Origin of the sequence: Micromonospora sp. NPDC000316, assembly GCF_042898885.1 — a bacterium.
GTDB lineage: Bacteria > Actinomycetota > Actinomycetes > Mycobacteriales > Micromonosporaceae > Micromonospora.
In genome coordinates this window covers 549,584-564,471 of sequence record NZ_JBIAZG010000001.1, presented here as the reverse complement: position 1 = coordinate 564,471, position 14,888 = coordinate 549,584, and the positions used below count along the sequence as shown (strand labels likewise).

The 14,888-nt window shown below is 71.0% G+C and carries 17 protein-coding genes; 14 read left to right on the top strand and 3 right to left on the bottom strand.

The window, feature by feature from the left end:
- The first annotated feature begins 32 nt into the window (after window positions 1-32).
- From dnaJ to ACFY2Q_RS02650, 3 genes are all read left to right on the top strand, one after another.
- Window positions 33-1,220 carry a molecular chaperone DnaJ gene (gene dnaJ / locus ACFY2Q_RS02660; RefSeq protein WP_387126871.1) on the top strand — a complete coding sequence of 396 codons (1,188 nt, stop codon included), beginning with the start codon at window positions 33-35 and terminating at the stop codon, window positions 1,218-1,220.
- 30 nt (window positions 1,221-1,250) lie between these two features.
- Window positions 1,251-1,691, top strand: a complete 441-nt coding sequence (locus ACFY2Q_RS02655) for a heat shock protein transcriptional repressor HspR (protein WP_387126869.1) — start codon at window positions 1,251-1,253, stop codon at window positions 1,689-1,691.
- A 137-nt stretch (window positions 1,692-1,828) separates the two neighbouring features.
- Window positions 1,829-2,050, top strand: a complete 222-nt coding sequence (locus tag ACFY2Q_RS02650) for a hypothetical protein (protein WP_387126867.1) — start codon at window positions 1,829-1,831, stop codon at window positions 2,048-2,050.
- 121 nt (window positions 2,051-2,171) lie between these two features.
- Here ACFY2Q_RS02650 and ACFY2Q_RS02645 read toward each other — a convergent pair whose 3' ends face one another.
- The 3 genes from ACFY2Q_RS02645 to ACFY2Q_RS02635 form a co-directional block, all read right to left on the bottom strand.
- Window positions 2,172-2,603: a hypothetical protein gene (locus ACFY2Q_RS02645; RefSeq protein WP_387126865.1), complete on the bottom strand. Its 432-nt coding sequence runs from the start codon at window positions 2,601-2,603 to the stop codon at window positions 2,172-2,174.
- 165 nt (window positions 2,604-2,768) lie between these two features.
- Window positions 2,769-3,974 carry a cation:proton antiporter gene (locus ACFY2Q_RS02640; protein ID WP_387126863.1) on the bottom strand — a complete coding sequence of 402 codons (1,206 nt, stop codon included), beginning with the start codon at window positions 3,972-3,974 and terminating at the stop codon, window positions 2,769-2,771.
- Window positions 3,975-3,979: 5 nt separating this feature from the next.
- Window positions 3,980-4,480 (bottom strand): cation:proton antiporter regulatory subunit, encoded by a 501-nt coding sequence (locus ACFY2Q_RS02635; protein ID WP_387126861.1) that lies wholly within the window; start codon window positions 4,478-4,480, stop codon window positions 3,980-3,982.
- Window positions 4,481-4,646: 166 nt separating this feature from the next.
- Between ACFY2Q_RS02635 and clpB the strand changes: the two genes are divergently transcribed.
- The 11 genes from clpB to ACFY2Q_RS02580 all read left to right on the top strand — a co-directional run bounded on the left by clpB (window position 4,647) and on the right by ACFY2Q_RS02580 (window position 14,888).
- Window positions 4,647-7,238 (top strand): ATP-dependent chaperone ClpB, encoded by a 2,592-nt coding sequence (clpB, locus tag ACFY2Q_RS02630; RefSeq protein ID WP_387126859.1) that lies wholly within the window; start codon window positions 4,647-4,649, stop codon window positions 7,236-7,238.
- Window positions 7,239-7,412: 174 nt separating this feature from the next.
- The gene (locus tag ACFY2Q_RS02625; protein ID WP_387126857.1) at window positions 7,413-8,036 is read left to right on the top strand and encodes a DUF4178 domain-containing protein; all 624 of its coding nucleotides are present in this window, start codon (window positions 7,413-7,415) and stop codon (window positions 8,034-8,036) included.
- Window position 8,037: 1 nt separating this feature from the next.
- Window positions 8,038-8,550 (top strand): DUF2617 family protein, encoded by a 513-nt coding sequence (locus ACFY2Q_RS02620; RefSeq protein WP_387126855.1) that lies wholly within the window; start codon window positions 8,038-8,040, stop codon window positions 8,548-8,550.
- Window positions 8,547-8,972 carry a DUF4247 domain-containing protein gene (locus ACFY2Q_RS02615; RefSeq protein ID WP_387126853.1) on the top strand — a complete coding sequence of 142 codons (426 nt, stop codon included), beginning with the start codon at window positions 8,547-8,549 and terminating at the stop codon, window positions 8,970-8,972. The genes ACFY2Q_RS02620 and ACFY2Q_RS02615 overlap by 4 nt, the downstream gene beginning before the upstream one ends.
- 44 nt (window positions 8,973-9,016) lie before the next feature.
- Window positions 9,017-9,439, top strand: a complete 423-nt coding sequence (locus ACFY2Q_RS02610; protein ID WP_387126851.1) for a DUF350 domain-containing protein — start codon at window positions 9,017-9,019, stop codon at window positions 9,437-9,439.
- Window positions 9,439-10,185 (top strand): hypothetical protein, encoded by a 747-nt coding sequence (locus ACFY2Q_RS02605; RefSeq protein ID WP_387126849.1) that lies wholly within the window; start codon window positions 9,439-9,441, stop codon window positions 10,183-10,185. The genes ACFY2Q_RS02610 and ACFY2Q_RS02605 overlap by 1 nt, the downstream gene beginning before the upstream one ends.
- Window positions 10,182-11,768, top strand: coding sequence for a polyamine aminopropyltransferase (locus ACFY2Q_RS02600; protein ID WP_387126847.1), 1,587 nt, complete (start codon window positions 10,182-10,184; stop codon window positions 11,766-11,768). Before ACFY2Q_RS02605 ends, ACFY2Q_RS02600 begins: the two co-directional genes overlap by 4 nt.
- Before the next feature lie 77 nt (window positions 11,769-11,845).
- A complete protein-coding gene (locus ACFY2Q_RS02595) occupies window positions 11,846-12,226 on the top strand; it encodes a hypothetical protein (RefSeq protein WP_387126845.1) in 381 nt (126 codons plus the stop codon).
- 261 nt (window positions 12,227-12,487) lie between these two features.
- Window positions 12,488-13,114, top strand: a complete 627-nt coding sequence (locus tag ACFY2Q_RS02590) for a DUF4178 domain-containing protein (RefSeq protein ID WP_387126843.1) — start codon at window positions 12,488-12,490, stop codon at window positions 13,112-13,114.
- A 91-nt stretch (window positions 13,115-13,205) separates the two neighbouring features.
- Window positions 13,206-14,165, top strand: coding sequence for a hypothetical protein (locus ACFY2Q_RS02585; protein WP_387126841.1), 960 nt, complete (start codon window positions 13,206-13,208; stop codon window positions 14,163-14,165).
- Between the two features lie 72 nt (window positions 14,166-14,237).
- Window positions 14,238-14,888, top strand: a complete 651-nt coding sequence (locus tag ACFY2Q_RS02580) for a hypothetical protein (protein WP_387126839.1) — start codon at window positions 14,238-14,240, stop codon at window positions 14,886-14,888.

Genomic DNA, 14,888 nt, shown 5'->3' with positions numbered 1-14,888 from the left:
CCGGGCCACGACGGTCGGAAGGGGGTGAACCGGTGAGTTCGAAGGACTGGATCGAGAAGGACTTCTACGCCGTGCTCGGCGTGGACAAGGCCGCCTCCGCGGATGGCATCAAGAAGGCGTACCGCAAGCTGGCCCGGGAATCGCATCCGGATCACAATCCGGGCGACCCGAAGGCCGAGGAGCGGTTCAAGGCCGTGTCCGAGGCGTACAACGTGTTGTCGGACGCCGGCCGCCGCCGGGAGTACGACGAGATGCGCTCCCTGTTCGGCTCGGGCGCCTTCCGGCGCAACGCCCGCGGTCCCGGGCAGCCGGGCGGCATGCCGTTCGACGTCTCCGACCTGTTCAACGGCGGCGCGGGCGGTGGCGGCGACCGTCGCTTCGGCGGCGCCGGCTTCCAGGACCTGTTCAGTTCGATCTTCTCCGGGGGGCAGGCCGGCGGGCAGGCCGCTCCGCGTGGTCCGGCCCGTGGTCGGGACGTGGAGACCGAGGTGGCTCTCGACTTCGACGACGCGGTCCGCGGGGTGACCCTGCCCCTGACGCTGCGCGCCCCGGGTGTCTGCGACACCTGCCACGGCAACGGCGCCAAGCCCGGCACCCAGCCGCGTACCTGCCCGGTGTGCCACGGCGCAGGCGTGACCACCCGCGACCAGGGGTCGTTCAGCTTCTCCGAGCCGTGCCGCAACTGTCAGGGTGTCGGCACGGTCGTGGAGGAGAAGTGCCCGGAGTGCCACGGCAGCGGCGGCGTCACCAAGACCCGCACGCTTAACGTGCGCTTCCCGGCGGGAGTGGCCGACGGCCAGCGCATCCGGCTGGCCGGGCGCGGTGAGCCGGGCGAGCGCGGCGGCCCGGCGGGTGACCTGTTCGTGCACGTCAAGGTTCGGCCGGACGACCTGTTCGGGCGTACCGGAGACGACCTGACGTTGACAGTGCCGGTCACCTTCGCGGAGGCCGTGCTCGGCACGGACCTGCGGGTGCCCACGCTCGACGGCGCGGTGACCCTGCGGGTGCCGCCGGGCACGCCGAGCGGGCGGGTGCTGCGGGCCCGGGGCAAGGGTGTGGTCCGCCGTGACGGGCAGGCCGGCGACCTGCTTGTCACGCTGGAGGTGGTGGTGCCGGCCCGGCTGTCGGACGAGGCGCGGACGGCACTTGAGGCGTTCGCCGAGCAGAGTCCGTCGGCGGCGCGGGAACATCTCGACGCCCGGGTGCGTCGGGTCAGTTAGTCCGGTGGGATGGACGCGGAGGTGAGCGGGATGTCGGGCGAATTCCTCGGTTCGGGTGATCCGGCCTACGAGGCCAAGGTGCTCATGATCTCGGTCGCGGCACGGATGGCGGGGATGCATCCGCAGACCCTGCGCCAGTACGACCGGCTGGGGCTGGTGCAGCCGGGCCGGGCCGCTGGCGGCGGACGCCGGTACAGCGTTCGTGACGTGGTGCTGCTGCGTGAGGTGCAGCGGCTCAGTCAGGACGACGGGATCAACCTGGCCGGGGTCAAGCGGATCATCGGGCTGGAGCAACTGCTGGAGCAGGCGCAGCAGCGCGTTGCCCGGCTGGAGGCGGAGCTGGACGCCGCGTACCGCCGGGTGGCCGAGCTGGAGTCGCTGGCCCGCTTCCCGGGTCGGGACCTGGTGCCGACCAACCGCACGTCCACAGCGCTTGTGGTGTGGCGTCCCCGCCGTACGCCGGACCGCTGATTCGCAGCTCACAGTACGTCGTTCCGCGGCCCGGCCCGCGTCGGTTTTCCGGCGGGGGCCGGGCCGTTCCGTTAGCCTGTCAATACGGGTCCTACCGCCTCAATTCGGGCCTATCGGCGCGATGGCGAGGGGGAGCGATGTCGGAGCCGGCGAAGAAGGTGGCGCAGCAGACGGAGGAGCGGCTGGAACACCTTGCCGACACCGTGCGCGAGAAGTTCGACAAGGTGACCGAGGGCAGTTTCCGGGACCGGGTCGTCGAGGGGCGGTTCGCCGACCACGGCGACTCCGGCGACCAGGGCGACCACGGCGACCGCAACGCCGAACAGGGCCGGGCCGCGCCCGAGCGGAAGCAGGACTGACCGGTAACCGACGTGCGGGCCGGGACCCACGGGGGGTCCCGGCCCGTTCGCCGTCCACGCTTCGTCGGCCGTCTGTCCCGGTCGGGATCTCCGGCCCGCCGGCAGGTCTGCGGAGGGCGTGTCAGCCGAGGCGGCGGTTTTCGCGGACCAGGCCGCCCTCGCACCAGTCCCGGTAGACGAAGAGATCCGGTCGGGCGAGCAGCACCCTGCCGTTGTGCGCCCAGATCCTCATCAGCTCGTCGCCGTCACGCTCGGCCTGCTCGACCAGCTTGCGGAAGCGCCGCTTGGGGTGGGCGCGGAAGTTCGTCCGGATGCCGTCGGCGGCGTAGATGTAGAGGCAGTGCAGCGCGAAGCGTCGCGCCGGGCAGGTCGGGTCCATCGCCAGGTCGAAGAGCGTCAGCACCAGCCGGTCACCGGAGACGAGGAGATCCCAGTCGGGCGGCATGGAGGCCAGCGGCACCGAATCGGGCTGAAACGCCCAAGCTCGCAACTCCGCCGGAGTCGGATCGACGGGGTTGGCAAAGCCGTGGAACGTCGACTCCTGCACGCTCACCGGCCAACCTCCCGCTCTCGCCCACGGTTGGCACTGGCCAATCGCGGACCGTGGCTGCTGGGGCGAAACGGTAACCTGCCGGCCGGTTGCTGCGGTAGTGCCGCAGGGCGCAATTCGGCAACCGTTGGCCGGCCCGGACCGAAAGGATGATCTCCCTGCCGGGCGTCAGTCGTGGATGGGGATCGGTGCGCTCCGCTGGATCAGCGCGCGTTTGCGCAGCCACCGCTTGAACCACAGGAAGTCGGGCAGCCGCGCCAGCATCGGCCCGGTCACGACGGTGATCAGGACGTACGCCGTGGCCAGTGCGGCAAGCCGTGGCTCGACGCTGCCGGCTGCCACCGCGAGCCCGGCGATGACTATGGAGAACTCCCCACGGGGTACGAGTGCCAGGCCGGCTCGCCAGCGACCGGGTTCGGCGATGCCGACCCGGCGGGCCGCGAGATAGCCGGTGAGCGTCTTCGTCGCCATGGTGATCACGGCCAACGCGAGCGCCGGCAGCAGCACCGGCGGGATGTCCCGTGGGTCGGTGACCAGGCCGAAGAAGACGAAGAACACCGCGGCGAACAGGTCTCGCAGCGGAGAGAGCAGCTCGGTGGCGTGGTGCGCCACCGGCCCGGAGAGCGCGATGCCGACAAGGAACGCGCCGACCGCCGCCGACACCTGGAGCTTCGCCGCGACGCCAGCGATCAGCAGAGTCAGCCCGAGTACGCCGAGCAGCAGCGCCTCCGGGTCCCTCGCCGACAGCGCGGCGGAGATCAGGTGGCCGTACCGGATGGCGACCACAAGCACCAGCAGGACGGTGCCCACCGCGACGGTGAGGGCGATGCCGCCGCCGATCAGGCCGGTGCCGGCAAGTACGGCGGTGACGAGCGGCAGGTAGAGCGCCATCGCCAGGTCTTCGATGACCAGGACCGAGAGGATCACGGGGGTTTCCCGGTTGCCGAGCCGGCCCAGGTCGCCGAGGACCTTGGCGATCACGCCGGAGGAGGAGACCCAGGTGATGCCGCCGAGCACCAGCGCGGCCACCCAGTCCCAGCCGAGCAGCAGGGCGAAAGCCGCGCCGGGCAGCGCGTTGAGCACCCCGTCGATCAGGCCGGCCGGAGCAGCCGAGCGGAGGTTGCCGACGAGTTCGTTTGCCGAGTATTCCAAGCCGAGCATGACCAGCAGCAGGATGACGCCGATCTCGGCGCCGACCGCGAAGAACTCCTCGCTGGCGTCGAGCGGGAGCAGCCCGCCGTGGCCGAAGGCGAGGCCGGCGAGCAGGTAGAGCGGGATGGGTGACAGGCCCACCCTGCGACTGAGTCGTCCGAGGAGCCCGAGGAGGAGGAGTAGCGCGCCGACTTCGACGAGAAGAGTTGTGGAATCGTGCATCCGCCTCAGCCGTCCGGGTCACTGTCGGCGAGGATGGCGGACACGCCGTCGAGCCCCTTGCGGGTCCCGACGACGACCACCACGTCACCGGCTGCGAAGCGGAAGGTGGGAAGCGGCGAGACGATGACTTCGCCGTCGCGCAGCACCGCCACGATGGAGGCGCTGGTGCGGGTACGCGCCTTCGTGTCGCCGAGCATCCGGTTGACGTACCCCGACGCGGCCGGGATCGCGATCTGCTCGGTGAGCAGGCCGGCGGCCTGCTCGCGCAGCCCGGAGAGCTGACCGAGCATCAGCGACGCGCCGAGGATGTCGGCAAGTGCCTCTGCCTCGTCATCGGTGAGTGGGATGTCCGCCTGACAGGAGTCGGGATCATCTGGGTCGTAGAAGACAAGATCACGACGGCCGTTTCGGTGGGAAACGACACCCAGGCGGCGTCCAGACTCCGTCACCAGATCATGACGTACGCCGATGCCGGGAAGGGCGGTCTGCTCGACACGTACTCGCACCGGCCAAGGTTACAGCTTCCTGAGAGTCCGGCAGATTTGGACTGGTCGTGGGCTGGCTGTCGGCGACCTGCGATGAGTGATGGGTGCCACAGCGCTAAGGTTGAGTGGAATACGCTCAACTCTGGTTGTGTCCAACCCAATGGACAACGCCGATCCGGGGGAGCCCATGAACACCGAACGCCTCACCACCAAGAGCCGCGAAGCCATCACCGGCGCCGTCGCGCTGGCAAACCAGCACGGCCACGCCACAGTCGAGCCCTGGCACCTGCTGCTGTCCCTGCTGGACACCGACGGCTCGACCGCCACCGGCCTGCTGCGCGCCGTCGGGGCCGACCCCGCCGAGCTGCGCCGGGCCGCTCAACGAGCCGTCGACGGCCTGCCGGCCGCTCGCGGCTCCAGCATCGCCGAGCCGACCTTGGCTCGGGAGTTCGTCAACGCCATCGGCGCCGCCGAGCAGATCGCCCGCCCGCTTGGCGACGAATACACCTCGACCGAGCACCTGCTCGCCGGCCTCGCCCGGGTCGGTGGGTCGGTGGCGAGCGCGTTGAAGTCGGCGGGCGTGACCGAGGAGACGCTTGTCGCAGCCTTCCCGACCGTTCGGGGCGGAGACCGGCGGGTCACCACTGCCGACCCGGAGCAGACCTACCAGGCCCTCGCGAAGTACGGCGTCGACCTGACCGCCAGCGCCCGCGACGGCAAGATCGACCCAGTGATCGGCCGCGACTCGGAGATCCGCCGGGTCATCCAGGTGCTCTCCCGGCGTACCAAGAACAACCCGGTGTTGATCGGCGAGCCCGGTGTCGGCAAGACCGCGATCGTCGAGGGCCTGGCCCAGCGGATCGTGGCCGGCGACGTCCCCGAGTCGCTGCGCGACAAGAAGCTTGTCTCGCTGGACCTCGGCGCGATGGTCGCCGGTGCCCAGTACCGCGGCCAGTTCGAGGAGCGACTCAAGTCCGTCCTGGAGGAGATCAAGAACTCCAACGGGCAGGTCATCACGTTTCTCGACGAGCTGCACACAGTCGTCGGCGCCGGCAAGGGCGAGGGCTCAATGGATGCCGGCAACATGCTCAAGCCCATGCTTGCCCGCGGCGAGCTGCGGATGGTCGGCGCGACGACGCTCGACGAATACCGCGAGCACATCGAGAAGGACCCGGCGTTGGAGCGCCGCTTCCAGCCGGTGGTGGTCGGCGAGCCGACAATCGAGGACACCATCGGCATCCTGCGCGGGCTGAAGGAGCGCTACGAGGTGCACCACGGCGTCCGGATCACCGACGCCGCGCTTGTCGCCGCCGCGTCGCTGTCCGACCGCTACATCACCGACCGGTTCCTGCCGGACAAGGCGATCGACCTGGTCGACGAGTCCGCGTCCCGGCTCCGCATGGAGATCGACTCCCGGCCGGTCGAGGTGGACGAGATCGAGCGGGCCGTCCGCCGGCTGGAGATCGAGGAGATGGCGCTGGCCAAGGAGCCGGACGCCGCCTCCGCCGAGCGGCTGGCGCGGCTGCGTCAGGAGTTGGCCGACAAGCGTGAGCAGCTCACAGTGCTCTCCGAGCGCTGGCAGACCGAGAAGAGCCACATCACCAAGCTCTCCACGGCCAAGGAGGAGCTGGAGCGCCTGGGCGGTGAGGCCGAGCGTGCCGAACGCGACGGCGAGCTGGAACGCGCCGCCGAGTTGCGCTACGGCCGGATCCCCGCCCTCAAGGTCGAGCTGAAGCAGGCCGAGGAGGAGTTGGCCCAGCTCCAGGCCGACGGCGCGATGCTCAAGGAGGAGGTCGGCGCGGACGACATCGCCGCCGTGGTCGCCTCCTGGACGGGCATCCCCGCCGGCCGGCTGCTGGAGGGCGAGACCGCCAAGCTGCTGCGGATGGAGGAGTCGCTGGGCAGCCGGGTGGTCGGCCAGGCCGAGGCCGTCGGTGCGGTCTCCGACGCCGTACGCCGCGCACGGGCCGGAGTCGCCGACCCGGACCGCCCGACCGGAAGCTTCCTCTTCCTCGGGCCGACCGGCGTCGGCAAGACCGAGTTGGCAAAGGCGCTCGCCGAGTTCCTCTTCGACGACGAGCGGGCGATGGTCCGCATCGACATGAGCGAGTACGGCGAGAAGCACTCCGTGGCCCGCCTGGTCGGTGCCCCGCCCGGCTACGTCGGCTACGAGGAGGGTGGTCAGCTCACCGAGGCGGTGCGCCGCCGGCCGTACTCGGTGATCCTGCTGGACGAGGTGGAGAAGGCCCACCCGGACGTCTTCGACGTGCTGCTCCAGGTGCTCGACGACGGTCGACTCACCGACGGTCAGGGCCGGACTGTGGACTTCCGCAACGCGATCCTGATCCTCACCTCCAACCTCGGGTCGTCGGTGATCAGCGACCTGATGCTTGCCGAGGAGGAGCGTCGCGAGGGCGTCCTCGCGGTGGTCCGCTCGCACTTCAAGCCGGAGTTCCTCAACCGTCTCGACGACATAGTGGTCTTCGCCGCGCTGCGCGGGGACGATCTGCGTTCCATCGTGGACATCCAGCTCGGCCGGATGCGCAAGCGTCTCGGCGACCGCCGACTGGCGCTGGACATCACCGAGCCCGCCCGTCAGTGGCTCGCCGAGCACGGCTACGACCCGATCTACGGTGCCCGTCCCCTGCGCCGCCTGGTCCAGACCGCGATCGGAGACAAGCTCGCCAAGGCTCTGCTCTCCGGCACGATCCGCGACGGCGACACGGTAAAGGTCGACCTGGCCGACACCAAGGAAGGGTTGACGGTCACCGCCGGTTGATCCGTCGTGCCCCGGGCCGACCCCGCCTCACCGGCGGGGTCGGCCCGCATGCTTTCGAGTCGGCGAAACCGTCGGAACACTCGGTAGTCGGATGATCGCCGCAGAGTGCATGTGTTTCCCCGCGTGCGCGGGGTTGTTACCGTCTCCGCCGACGCACTTGGGGAGGTGGTCGGGGTGAGTTCCGTGGCGTACGTCGTGACGACGCTGGGCTGTCTGGTCGGAGTCGCCGGGATCGTGGTGGCGGTGATCGCGTTGCGTAAGAGCCGTAAGCCGGCCCCGCCGTCGGCACCCGTGGACCCGTTCCGCGACACGGACTCCGACGCGCTGCGCGGCGACCCGCGCCGGCTCAAGCCCGGCGACATCGTCGAGATCCGCAGGGTGTCGTACGCGGTCCGCGGCTCGGTGCATTTCGCCGAGGGCAGCTGGAGTTGGGCCGAGCACCTGCTGGACACCGTCGACGGTGACAAGCGATGGCTCTCCGTGGAGGAGGACCCGGACCTGGAGCTGGTGCTCTGGACGGCCGAGCCGGCCGCGACGATCACCCCGGGCGCGTCCACCCTCGACTTCGCCGGCCGCCGCTACGCCGCTGAGGAATCCGGCCAGGCCCGCTACACGGCCACCGGCAGCACCGGCCTCGACCCGAACGGCACCGTCCGCTACCACGACTACCGGACCGCGAGCGGTGAGCGGCTCTCCTTCGAGGCGTACGGGCAGGCCGGCTGGGAGGTTGCCCGGGGCGAGCAGCTGCACCGCGCCGACGTGATGGTGTACCCGCAGGCCGGACCGGGAGCCAGCTGACGTGCTGGTCAGCCTCGACACCCCGTACGTCGACACCTGCGCCGCTGATCTGAGCCTGGCGCTCGGTGGCCCGGAGCGTCCCGCCCTGCACGTCCGTGACCTCACACTGCCCGGCGACGTCCGGCTGCGGCTGCGCCTGCTCGGGGCGTCCCACCAGGTCGTGCTGACCACCTCCGCGGGTGGGGGCGGGCTCACCGAGACGGTCGCCTGCCTGCCCGGTCGGCCACCGCATCTGCCCGGCACCCTGCACGACGAGGCGGGCGGCTACCGGTTCACCGCCACAGTCCTGCGTCCCGCCGACGGTGAACTGCACACTCGCATCGCCGCGCTCCGCGCCGACCTGGCCGCCGACCCGTACGCCCTGGTCGGGGTCTTTCCCGGCGACCCGGACGCGGTCACCGCGCTTGCCGTACGCGCCGACCCGCCGGACGGGTCGGTCGGCTGGCGCACCTGGCACGCGTACCCCCAGACCAACGAGCTGGTCCTGACCGAGACGGTGGTGGCACTGCGATGACGTACCGACGCTGGATCGTGGTGGGGGTGGCCACTGCGGTCATCGGGGCGATTGTCGCCGCCTTCGCGATCTTCTCCGGCAACTTCTCGCCGCGCGGCTACGTGAAGGACAACTACCAGCGGGCGGCCAGTCGGGACATCGGCCGGAACGCAGTGGCGTACACCTCGCGACAGCCCCCGAGCCAGGTGGCGAAGGACATCACCAAGGCCTGGAAACCGGCCGACCAGTACGTCGACGGCAGCGGTGTGTACCTGCGCTACGACGACGACTCGGTGGTGATCCTGCCGATCGCCACCGGCTCGGTGATCCTGCTCGAAGACATGGACACCGCCCACCCCCGCTACCACTCGACGGTGGGCAACCACTGGGGCTGGGGACGGGGCAGCACCGTACGCGGTGGCGGCCCCGGCTCCGGCAAGTAGTCCGCACCACCCCCGACCGGCGAATCAACCCCTTGGAGCCCGCTGTGCAGACCCTGGTCACCGATCTGCTTGTCACCCTCGCCTACGGGGTGGTCGGTGTCGCCCTGATGGCCCTCGGCTACGTGCTTGTCGACGTGATCACCCCGGGCAAGCTCCACGAGCAGATCTGGATCGAACGCAACCGCAACGCCGCGCTGCTGCTCGCCTCCAATCTGGCCGGCGTCGGCATCATCGTGGTCGCCGCGATCACCGCCAGTGACAACGACTTCGTGCTCGGCCTGGTCGGTGCCACCGCGTACGGGATCCTCGGCCTGGTCATCATGGCGGTGGCGTTCCTGCTGCTCGACGCGATCACCCCGGGCAAGCTCGGCGAGCTGCTTGTCGACCCCCAGCCGCACCCGGCGGTCTGGGTGTCGGCAGTCGTGCACGTCGCCACCGGCGCGATCATCGCCGCCGCGATCATCTGATGGCCAGGGCCGGACGGGGAGCCAAACCGCCCAACGCCGGCGTGGTTGTCGGGATCTTCGTCGGCCTGGTACTGCTGGTCTGCGTGGGGAGCAGCATCTTCAACAACGGGTCCGGCGGCACCACGGTCCCCGCCCCGGGGGCCGACGAACGGGCCGACACCGTGCCGCTGCTCGCCCAGGCCGCCGCCAGTCAGGGCATCTGCTATGGCTGGCTGCTGGACGAGTCGTACGACTCGGTGGTCAGCGTCGGATCCAACCTCGGCGACGGCGTGGCGGTGAGCGGGGACGCCCGCTGCCCGCGCTGGGTGGAGGTCCGCGCCCACATCAGCTACACCCCGGCGACCAGTGAGATCAACGACTCGGCGGGCGTCACCGTGGCCGGCTCGGAGGACATGCCCCGGGCCGACCTCCGGAGGGTCCAGGCCGGCCTGGACCGGTTCGGCCTGGACGAGGACGTCTTCATCGACGACCCCGGCTGGGCGGTCTGCCGTGCTGCGGTGGCGTTGCCGCTGCTGGTCGCCGAGGCCGGCATGGCACCGCCGGCCGCCACCCCGACCGCCGGCACCGGCACGGCGGTGGCGCCACTGCCGGACGCCGGCAGTGACTTCTGGCGGGACCGCTGGGGTTCGCTGCTCGCCGCCGCCGGGCTGCTGCTGGCCGCGGCGCTGCTGCTCACAGTCGGGTTCGTGCAACGCGGCCGGCAACGGGCGGCGACCCCCACCGGGCGTACCAGGGACATCCCGTGACCGGCACGACTGTGGTCGACGGCGACCCGGCAGCCCGGCCGTACTGGCGGCTGGCCCGAGCGTCGGTGCTGCTCGCGGTCTTCGTCTGTGCCGCCTGCGGGCTGGTCTACGAGCTGGCCCTGGTGGCCCTCGGCAGCTATCTGATCGGTGACACGGTCGGCCAGGCGTCGATCGTGCTCGGCGTGATGGTCTTCGCGATGGGGATCGGCGCGCTTGTCGCCAAGCCGTTGCAGACCCGAGCCGCCGCCGCGTTCGCGGTGATCGAGTTGACCCTCGCCCTGCTCGGTGGCCTGTCCGTGCTCGGCCTCTACGCCGCCTTCGCCTGGCTCGACCTCTACGGCCCGGCGCTTGTCGGCACCGCCTTCGTGCTGGGCCTGCTGATCGGCGCGGAGATCCCGCTGCTGATGGTGATGTTGCAGCGCATCCGCGAGCAGGCGGCCGGCAGCGCGGTGGCCGACCTGTTCGCCGCCGACTACATCGGCGCGCTGCTCGGCGGGCTCGCCTTCCCGTTCCTGTTGATCCCGGTCTTCGGCCAGCTCAAGGGCGCCCTGGTGGTCGGCGCGGTGAACGCGGTGGCGGGTGTCGCCCTGGTCTGCACGGTGTTCCGGGCGGAGCTGAGCCGTCGGGCGCGGCTCGTCATCGGCGCCGGCTCCGTAGTGGTCGCGCTCTGCTTGGGGTACGCGTGGATCACCGCCGCCGACTTCGAGGTGACGAGCAGGCAGCAGCTCTACCGGGACCCGGTGGTGCACGCCGAGCGGTCCCGTTACCAGGAGATCGTGCTGACCCGCTCGGTGCGCGAGGCCGGCCACAAGGACACCGACCTGCGGCTGTTCCTCAACGGTGACCTCCAGTTCAGCTCGGTCGACGAATACCGCTACCACGAGGCGCTCGTGCATCCGGCGCTGAACGGGTCGCGCGGTGAGGTGTTGGTCCTCGGTGCCGGCGACGGCCTCGCGGTCCGCGAGATCCTGCGCTACCCGGACGTGCGCCGGGTGACAGTTGTCGACCTCGACCCGGCCGTGGTGGCGTTGGCCCGCACCGAGCCACAGTTGCGCGCCCTCAACGGCGGGGCGCTCGACGACCCCCGGGTACGGGTGTTGAACACCGACGCCTTCGGTTGGCTGCGTAGCGCAGCCGAGCGCTTCGACGTGGTGGTCGCCGACCTGCCCGACCCGGACGAGACGGCGACCGCCAAGCTCTACACGGTCGAGTTCTACACGCTGATCCGGTCGGTGCTCGCCGAGCAGGGGCGGCTTGTGGTGCAGTCCGGCTCGCCGTACTTCGCGCCCCGGTCGTACTGGTCGATCGAGGCGTCGCTGCGGGAGGCGGGCTTCGCCACCGTGCCGTACCACGTGGACGTGCCGTCCTTCGGCGACTGGGGGTTCCTGCTCGGCGCGCCGGGCAGCGTCCCGCCGGTGCTGGAACTGCCTGCCGACGCGCCCCGGCTGCGTTTCCTCGACCCGGGGGTGCTGCGGGCGGCGGCCACCTTCCCCGCCGACCGTTCCCGCCTGGATGTGCCCGCCTCCACCCTGCTGCACCCCAGGGTCCTCGACTACGCCCGCGCGGAATGGCGCGGCTACTGACGCGGGAGTGTCAGCTCATGGCGCAAACCTTTTGATCAACAGGGTGGAGTGGCGTCGGGCGGGGAAAGGATGGGTGCATGTTCGGAATGCGGAAGGCTTGGGAGCGGGAGTTGGGCGCCGCCGTCGACCAGTTGATGACGGCTGACACGCTCGCCTTCGGCGGCACTGGCTTCGCCGGCACACTGCTGCCGGTGACCGAGGCGTACCTGGCGGTCGAGGCCGCGCAGGGCGACCACCCCGACGAGGTACGCCACCACATCGACCGGCTGCTGACCAAGGGCTCACCCGCCGGCCGGGCGTACGCGGCCACTCTGTTGGAGCGGATCGACCCGGCTGCGGCCCGAGCGGCCTGGACGTCGCTGCGGGACGACCCCACCGAGTTCACCACGTTCGTCGGCTGCGTCATGGGGCGCTCCACCGTCGGCGACTACGCCACCCAGCGACTCGCCACAGCATGATCCATTCGCCGGTCGAGGCTTGCCCGATCGGTCCTGCCGACAGCCAGCCACCCCCCGTACGTTGCGAGCCATGAGCTCGCCAGCCGCAACGCCGCGCCCGCCTCGGGCGACCCGCCGACCGGCGAGTCCACAGTGCCGCCGCCGGCCACGCCCGGCGACACGCCGGGTGCCGTCGGTAGCTGAGCTTTCGGTCACGACGCGACACGCTCCGGTGCCGACGGTTGTTACGGTCTGCGCCGACGTACCTGGGGAGGTGGTCGGGTGGACGGGGCGCTTGCGTACCTGGTGGTGGCCATTGTCGTACTCATCATGGCCCTGTTCGTGATCGTCCTGCGAGCCCGGCGGCGGGCGGCGACCCGGCCCGGCGGCGCACCGACTGCCGGTGGGCCGGTGCGCGGCGGCAGCACTGCCGCGCCGCGCGGCGGCCCGCACCGTCTGACCACCGGCGACCGCGTGTGGATCGGCGAGCGAGAGTACGCCGTGAGCGGCACGATCCGCCTCGTCGAGGGGGACTGGAGTTGGTCGCAGTACCTCCTCGACGACGCCTCCGGGGCTGGCCACCGGCTCTCTGTGGAGGGTGTCGGCGGCACCGACCTGGAGTTTGTGCTCTGGACCGCCGAGCCCGGCGCGACAGTCACCCCCGGCGCTCCGACAATCGACCTCGGCGGTCGGCGGTACACCTGGGCGGAGACCGGGCAGGCGCGCTACACCGCCACAGGGGAGACCGGGCTGCGGTCGACAGGGACGATGCGCTACCACGACTACCAGTCGGATGGGAGCGCCCGGCTCTCCTTCGAGGCGTACGGCGAAGAGGGCTGGCGGGTCGCCCGGGGTGACCTTCTCGACCCTGCCGACCTGGCGATTCGCCCCGCCAGGGAAGATCGCTGACTCAGACCCACAGACACGGCGCGAGCCGCCCGGCATGCCGGAGTGGCTCGTTGTCGATACGGTGTGGGCGCGATCTTAGGGAAGGAGAATCGTGGTCGATTCCCCCAGCACGCCGGCCCGCCAGCGGCCGTCAGTCGTGACGATTTCCAGCTATCTGCTTTTCCTGTTCGTGGCGTGCCAGGTGATCAGTCTCATCCTCACCCTCGCCACCATCGGCAAGACACGCGACGTGCTCCGCGAGGCGTACGCGGACAGTTCCACCGAGGGTGCCGACCAGGTGGCGGGCTTCTTCTACGCCTTCGGCCTCGGCAGCAGCATCATCGTGCTCCTGATCGCGGTCGCCCTGGGCGTCCTGGCCATCTTCAACAACCAGGGCCGCAACGGTGCCCGGATCACCACCTGGATCGTCGGCGGCATCATGGTGTGCTGCGTGGGCGGCACCCTGCTCACCGGTGCGGCCGGCAGCTTCACCACCACCGGCGACGCCGGCGGCGACATGCCGACTGGTGACGAGATCCAGCGACGCCTGGACGAGGCTCTGCCCTCCTGGATCACGCCGGTCAGTGTGCTGCTCGGCGTGATCAGCCTGCTCGCACTGCTCGCGGCGCTGATCCTGCTGGCGCTGCCGAAGGCCAACGAGTTCTTCCGTAAGGCCTCCACGACCTGGGAGCCGCCGACCCCGGGCACCAGCTACCCGGGTTACCCGCAGGCGTCCGGCCAGCCGGGTTACCCGCAGGCGTCCGGCCAGCCGGGTTACCCGCAGGCGTCCGGTCAGCCGGGTTACCCGCAGGCGTCCGGTCAGCCGGGCTATCCACAGGCTCCTGGTCAGCCGGGCTATCCGCAGACGCCTGGCCAGCCGGGCTATCCGCAGGCACCCGGTTACCCGTCGACCGGTGAGCCGGGCTATCCGTCGACGCCGGGCCAGGCGCCCAGCTCGGACCAGCCGGGCACGCCGCCGCCGTCCAGCTCGTCCGGCCCGTCGGGCTCGGACCGGCCGGACGACACGCCGCCGGCCGACCGTCCCGGGTCGACCCCGCCGTCGACGAGTTGACCGACAGATAAGCACGACGCCGACGATCCCTCCGAGTAGGTTGCAACCCGACGCCTACCGGAGGGATTCGTCGTGTCGTACCCCGAATCGGCGCCGTTCCGCCGGCCCGCCGTGGTCGTGCTGGCCACGGCCGTGCTGCTGGTGATGGCGGTCGCCGCACTCGCGTACGCCGTCGCGGACCTGGCGGTGCTGGGCCGGACGGTCGACGCGTTCCGCCGCGCGGCCGGCGACACCTCGGCGAACCCGCAGCAGATCGGCGACGTGGTGACCCTGCTGCGCGCGTCGGCGGTGCTGTCGGCGGTGGTGGCCGCGCTCTCCGCCCCGGTGCTCGCGGCCCTCGCCCTCGGGCTGCTGGCCGGTCGCTCCGGTGCCCGCGTAGCCACCTGGGTGGTTTGTGGGCTCGGCCTGCTCGCCGGCTGTTGCAGCGCGGCGGTCCTCATCGGTGAGCGCTCCGCGCCGCTGCGGCTGGGCACCGACGAGCGGGTCACCGCCGAGTTGCTTGGCCTGATCGGGGACGCGTACCCGTCGTGGTGGATCCCGCTCAACGGAGGGCTTTCGGTGGGGCAGGGGCTCGGTTACCTTGTGGTAGCAACGCTTCTGGCCCTGCCGGCGGCGAACGCCTGGTTCGGTCGCCGCCGCCTCGCCGCACCAACCGGGCCGTCCGCGCCACACGGGTTCCCGCCCGCCCCGCACCAGCCCGCGCCCCCGTACCCGCCCAGATGA